The organism is Shewanella sp. SM55 (assembly GCF_025654025.1).
Taxonomy (GTDB): Bacteria; Pseudomonadota; Gammaproteobacteria; order Enterobacterales; family Shewanellaceae; genus Shewanella; species Shewanella oncorhynchi.
This window is the reverse complement of sequence record NZ_JAKKRS010000015.1, coordinates 135,829-142,467: the sequence shown is the minus strand read 5'-3', so window position 1 is coordinate 142,467 and position 6,639 is coordinate 135,829. Positions and strand designations below refer to the sequence as shown.

Annotated in this window: 2 protein-coding genes; one reads left to right on the top strand and one right to left on the bottom strand. The window is 45.1% G+C overall.

Features of this window, described 5'->3' with window-relative positions; genetic code table 11:
* Window positions 1–965: 965 nt before the first annotated feature.
* Window positions 966–5,519, bottom strand: a complete 4,554-nt coding sequence (locus L5L91_RS17825; RefSeq protein WP_105251502.1) for a biotin carboxylase N-terminal domain-containing protein — start codon at window positions 5,517–5,519, stop codon at window positions 966–968.
* Between the two features lie 121 nt (window positions 5,520–5,640).
* On the opposite strand from L5L91_RS17825, the gene L5L91_RS17820 reads away from it, so the two are divergent.
* Entirely contained in the window at window positions 5,641–6,552 is a 912-nt protein-coding gene (locus tag L5L91_RS17820; RefSeq protein WP_263237323.1) for a LysR family transcriptional regulator, read from the top strand.
* The last annotated feature ends 87 nt before the right edge of the window (window positions 6,553–6,639 follow it).

The window sequence follows — 6,639 nt, the reverse complement described above, 5'->3', positions numbered from 1 at the left end:
CAATCTGAGCCATGATCAAACTCTTCAATTAAAGTTTTGTTGCTTCCGTCTTGCGACTTCAGCGGCTCAATGAATTCTGATTTTTTGTTTCTAACTAAAGAAACAAACTGTACATATTACTATGAACACTCATTGTTACATTGATTTAAATTTTTGACTGCCAACCCGAAGGTTAAGCAGTTTCGATTAACTCAACACCTGTGAGTGTCCACACAGATTTCTTGTTTTATCTTGTTAAAGAGCAACTCAATATTCGTAAGAGAACTTGAGTACCACACTGAGCGCCGAACGCTTCCAGTTGGCTAGGGCTGCGTATTCTACGCATTTCCCGTTTCGCGTCAAGGAGTTTTTGCAAACTTTCTTAACACTCATCAATCAGTAAACTTATCGATGAACTGTCACACCAGGCTGCTTAACGCTGTCTGCCGTGTCAGTGGATGCGCATTATAGGCAGCAGAGAATTTTGTGCAACCCCTATTTTAAGGAAATTTGCAGTTAATTCTAATTATCTAATCTAGTCACATCATACCCACCACTTACCCCCCAAAGTTATCCACACCCAGCTCATTTTAGACTCAGTTTCAACTTAAAATGAGGTTTGATGAGCCTCTATTACTACGAATAAAGCATGGAGATTCCGTTAATTCTCGAGGCCAGAGGTGGGCTCTTGATGCTACTTGTTCTGATAAATGGGCGAACGACAGATTAAAGAAACTCTTTGCCGACTTAATCAGAGATACAGGTCGTATTGCACAAAGCTGAGATTGGCCACTTGTTAGTTATGAGCTTATCTATTAAAGCTAAGTTGATTTGTCAAAAACGTCATGCACATTAAGAGTGGCATGTTCGCTTACCTATATTTAATGACAGAAAATTTAGTGGCATAGTGGCAATAATTTAGAAGCAAAAAAATACCCGCCAATGGCGGGTATTTTCTCATTCAGCTATGGCGTTAAACGCTGAGCTTATTCTTCAACAGGCGAGACCACGAACAGTAAGTCGCCTTGAGACACTTGCTGACCATTGCTGTTCAGGATGCGCTCTATACGATACTTCTTATCTTCAGGGTACAGAATCGCACTCTGACGGTTAAAGCCGGCTAAGGTCACTTGCGAGAACATCTTCATCGCTTCTGTTAGTGCTAGTGTTTGATCGACTGTGACTATGTCACCTTCTTTCACGAAGTCCGCTTCACCCGGTGCAGAAGAGGTATAGAAGATACCAGCGCCTTGGGCTAACACTTTCAGTTCGTTACTTTCGCCAACACGCAGTGACTCAGTGTCTACTTCCACAGTTTCAGCGGCAGCTTCCATTTCTGCGATCAACGCAGGAATATCGAGCTCAGCCATTAAGCGTGGCAGATAGTTAGTGTCGTAAACACCTTCGTTGAAGGTACCATCTTTCAAGATCAGCTTGAGTAACGGAATGTTAGTCGCAATGCCTTTCAGCACTACACTGTCTAAGTATTCGTACAGTTTGGCAATCACATCTTCACGGTTTTCACCGCGCATGATGATTTGCGCAATCAAGCTATCGTAGTATGGCGATACTTCTTTACCTGGCGCAGCAATCGAAATGATTTCCACATCTGGATGATCTGGGAACACACACTCAGTGATCTTGCCCGGATTTGGGATCAGTTGCAGTATGCCATGGCTATCGAGCGCCGCTTTCTCAGCCGTCACACGTACTTCCATCGCATAACCAATTTCTTTCGGTTCTAACGCTGCAATTGAACGGCCAGCAGCAATATCAAACTGCGCGCTAACGATATCAATACCTGAAGTCGCTTCCGTGACGGGATGCTCAACCTGCAGACGCGTGTTCATCTCCATGAAGTAGACTTCGTTCGCATCTAAGTTATAGATAAACTCTACGGTACCTGCGCCCATGTAATCGGTCGCGTCGCCTAAGGCACGGGTATAAGCCAGCACTTGTCGCTTCAGCTCATCCGGCAGCATAGTTGAGCCAGATTCTTCGACCACTTTTTGATTGTTACGTTGAACCGAACAGTCACGCAAACCTAATACTTTCGCGTTGCCGAACTTATCACGCAGCAACTGCACTTCGATGTGACGTAGTGATGTCACATACTTCTCTAAGTACAAGTCACCATTACCGAAGGCGGCGGCCGCTTCAGTTGCGGTTTTTTGGAATAAACCAATCATGTCTTCAGGACGTTTTACAACCTGAATACCTTTACCGCCACCACCTTGTACCGCTTTAAGCAGTACTGGATAGCCGATTTCGCTCGCCACGTTTACGGCTTGTTCAGCATTGGTCAGAATACCGTGCGAACCAGGAACAACAGGTACGTTTTGCGCTTGCGATGTCTTAATTGCGTTCGACTTGTTACCCATAGTCGTCATTGAATGCACGCTAGGACCGACGAAGTTAACACCGTTATTCACACACAATGCAGCAAACTGCGGGCTTTCTGAGAGGAAACCAATACCAGGATGCAATGCATCAACCTGTTCATATTCGGCCACTTTCAGCACTGAGTATGCGTTCAAGTAACTTTCATCCGATGTGTTACCACCAAGACAAACTAACTTGTCAGTTTCTTTAAGCATATCCGCGGGGACTGACGTCATATCAGGATCCGACGCCACTAATACCACATTGATATTATTGTCATGCGCCTTACGAATAAGTTTTACAGCTGTACAACCACGAGCGTGAACCAATACTTTGTTAATTGGCTTCATTAACTTACGTGGATCGTTCTGCACGATCACTTCTTCTTCAACAGTAGCTTCAACCACTAAGGTCGACAGTGCATTGATGATCACGTCGTTAATTTTTGCCGAAGGCATTGGCATCAGAGGATCGATACCCGCTAACTGAGAGTCTAAATTGTCGCTGAATGGGTTATGGACTAAGCCCGCCATTGCGCCAGGTACTTTTGACAAGTAGTTAGACAGCGTTGCCGTTGATGGTAAGTAAGCTGGCACCACCATTTGACCTGCGAATGGCATGTTAGTACCAGACAGATAGTAAGTTTGCACCAATGGGTGAGTCACAAAACTCGCCTGCGCACCACCTGTACAGTCACCAAAACCAAACATCAGTACTGGCAATTCGTTATCACGAATAAAGCGCGTGATACGGTCGTTCACGACAGCCATAGAGAATAGCGCCGCGGCGCCTTCTTTAGTCTGCATACCGCCTGAACTGATAAAGCACACAACGGGTAATTTACGCTTAGCACACTCGATTAATAGTGCAGAGAATTTCTCAGCACTGGCCATATCGAATGCACCCGCTTGGAATGCGGTGTTAGACACAGCCACACCCACACGCACTTTTTGACCTTTTTCTTTAAAGTCAGCAATACCTGTGATCAAACCACATGGGCGAATGCCTTTATCTAATGCGTCTTCAATCGATAAACGGAAGCCAGGGAAGTTGAGCAAGTTAGCCGACATCTTGTCGCCGTTGATCTCTTCGAAATGGGTAAAGAACTGCTTCACCACATTTTCCCAAGTCATGTTGCCTTTACGTTTTTCGTCACGCAGCACTTTTTGGATCAATAGATCCTGATAACCCATGGTCAAGCGGTTCCAGAAGTCCTTACGACGACCGATACGCACAGGGTTGATCGCGCCAGTGTACTTGCTGGTATCGCTTTCACTATCGAAATACTCAGGCAGTAAACGCTCGAAAAAGTAAGTCAGTACCACGAATAGACTGTCGTTAAGTTGTGGGAAACCCACACTCTTCCACTGCTCTACTCGCACCAACAAATCGGCGCGGTTCGATTGACCCATAAAATACTTGAGCCACTTATAGAACTTAGCTTTGTCGTTCGAGGTATCTTGCGTCGACAATGCATGGTCAATTGACTTGTGCAACAGGTTGTTCACTGAGTTACGTGACAAACTCTTCGACATCATGGCTTCTTTCGCGATTGACGCTAAGCTGCCCACAACGTTGTCATACAAGGCATTGAAGATCAGAATGTTATGGCATTGCCAAATAAAGTCTTCACGCAGTTCTTCATTTACCACCACATCAAGCACAGTCAGCTGATTAAGCTCAGGCCATTTAGCTTGAGTCACAGACTTTGGCAAACTTTCTAAGTGCTGAATCAGCCCTTTAAAGTTATTAGCCGCATTGCTTTTCCAGCGGTGATATAAAGACCAACTGATGTTGAATAACAGCGCCTTACGTGCTTTTTTATAGTTCTCTTTTGGCTCACCCAAAATCAAACGTGTCAGCATGTTACGCTCGGTCGAGACTTCGTCACGTTTAGCGACAAAGTTGGTCCATAATTTATTCAAATCTTCGTCATAAACTAGCTTGTCAGGGTTAGACAACCAAGCTTGGAACACACGGTCTTGTTCCTGTTGAATACGTGCCAACAGATCACCTTCTGGCACGCTAGCACGTGACAGACGACCATATTGCTCTTGAGAAATAGAATGGATACGGCTACGTAGCGTTAAATAACGCAAATAGCGATAGGCGCTACCGAACAAGTTATGGTGACTGGTCGGGCTCGTTGCCACAGCCAATTCTGCATTCAGTTCCAAAGCCATCAAGTTTTTAGATGGATTAAGGAAACGAGTTAAACTGCGATCATAATGCTCACGTAAATCTTTAGATTCACGCACAAAATTCATCGCTGCACGCTCAACCGCTTCTACGCTGCTAATAATAGCGCGGCGCAGATTGTGCTGACGCTCGTCGCGATCGCCCGGTGAAAAGTCGATGATACCGTCGATACAACCTGAGGTATAAAGCTCTTCTGGTGATACACCCACAGATTTCGCACATTCTTGCCAAGATAAGTTGTACTTACGGGCAATACTTTGCAGACCTTGTGGCTGGATCGTGTTGAAAATACCGTCACGCAACGACAACAGAATGTTCGCAGCCGCTAATGGAATTGCGCCACCAGAATAACCAGCACCAATTACGATACCGACTGTCGGTACGTCAACGTTGGCACTTTCTGCGATGGCTTTAGAAATTGAATGCGCTTGGTTTTGGCTGTTAGCGATTTCGCCAGCATCCGCCCCTGGGGTATCAATTAAATAGATAATAGGCATAGACAATTCGGCGAAATGACGAATTGCTTTACAAGCGGCGTAATGATGCTCAGGCATCCAAGCACCGTTAGCGGTAGTGCGTTCTTGGGCAATAAAGCCAATACGACGAGTGCGTGAACCAAAGTTCAGCTCGACCTCAGCACTGTAAAAAGAGCCCAAGTGAGTTTCCGTAATCAAACGACCTTTAAGATCGGCAATAATACGTTTTGCACCAGGACGGCCTTTATCTTGGGTCGGCTGGATCACTTTAGCAACGTAACCGTCGACATCTAAAGATGCCAAGTCTTTTAAGTTTGCTTGAATAGCATCCTCATTTAAAAGACCTTTAATTTCTTCCGATAAACTCTGTTTACTGTGCTTAGGAAACAGAGAAAAATCTTTTGCCAAATGCTCGGCCTGTAAAAAAAGCGGATCGGGCGTTTGGGCTTGAGTCATGTGTTTGGGCTGATTATTGCTGGTCATCAAAAGATCCTCTGCTTAGCCTCTGAAAATTTTTAGCCAATAAATATAACTTTGTTATCCCGTCAAATGCCATTAAACTGCATAGGACGCTTTGTTCCAAATATGAGACAGTGGGAATAACATGCCAGATTTAAACGGTATGATGCTATTTGCAGCCGTAGTTAGAGCGAAGGGATTCTCCCAAGCTGCACGTGAAACCGGCCACCCAAAATCCACCATAAGTCGCAAAATCGCGCAGCTAGAAGAACAACTTGGCGTGCGATTACTACAGCGCGACACCCGTAATTTGAGTTTGACCCAAATCGGGGCACTATTTTATCAACACTGTGATTCGATTCGCAATGAGGTAGAAGCGGCCAAGGCCGTTATCGAGAATACTCACGATGATGTGTCAGGATCATTACGCATTGCAATCCCAGTGTCATTTAGCCAAGAACTTATCGCTAACCTCTGTAGCGGATTTATGCGTTTATATCCCAATGTTGAATTGGATGTCCAGTTTACCGACAACGATATTGGTTTAGTCGGTGAAGGATATGACATAGCCATCAAATATGGTCCACTTCAATCGTCGGACTTAGTCGCAAGATTACTGTTTGAACGCCAGCCAATTTTGGTGGCAAGCCCTGCATACTTAAAACTCAAAGGCACACCCGCGACTCCAAAGGAACTCAGCCTGCACAGTGGGATTTTATTGGGGACTTCTCGCTCAGCACCAATTTGGCCACTGGGTAAAGGTTCGCGTAAAACCATGGCGAACTTTCAGCGTAAAGTGAGGGTCAACAGCCCGATAATGGTGAAGCAATTAGTCATAGATGATTTTGGCATCGCCATGTTATCCAATTCAGCCTGTAAGACCGAACTTGCTAATGGACAGCTAGTACCGATTTTACAGGAGTGGCCGATTGAACCTTTTAAGGTTTATGGGGTTTATTCGAGCCGACGCCAACTGGCCACCAACATCAGTGTCTTCTTAGACTTCTTTGTAAAACGCTTCAGCAGCCAAGAAAGCCTGCAATCCCTAATGGGTTAACGTTTCCCGTCGCATCAGGAAACCTGTTTCAAGAAAGTCCAATAAAAAAGCCTAGATCTGAGTCTAGGCTTTCAGTATCACGATTGA

Excerpts from the sequence above, each read along its gene's own strand:
- L5L91_RS17825 (WP_105251502.1), bottom strand. The coding sequence starts at position 5,519 with ATGACCAGCAATAATCAGCCCAAACACATGACTCAAGCCCAAACGCCC.
- L5L91_RS17820 (WP_263237323.1), top strand. The coding sequence starts at position 5,641 with ATGCCAGATTTAAACGGTATGATGCTATTTGCAGCCGTAGTTAGAGCG.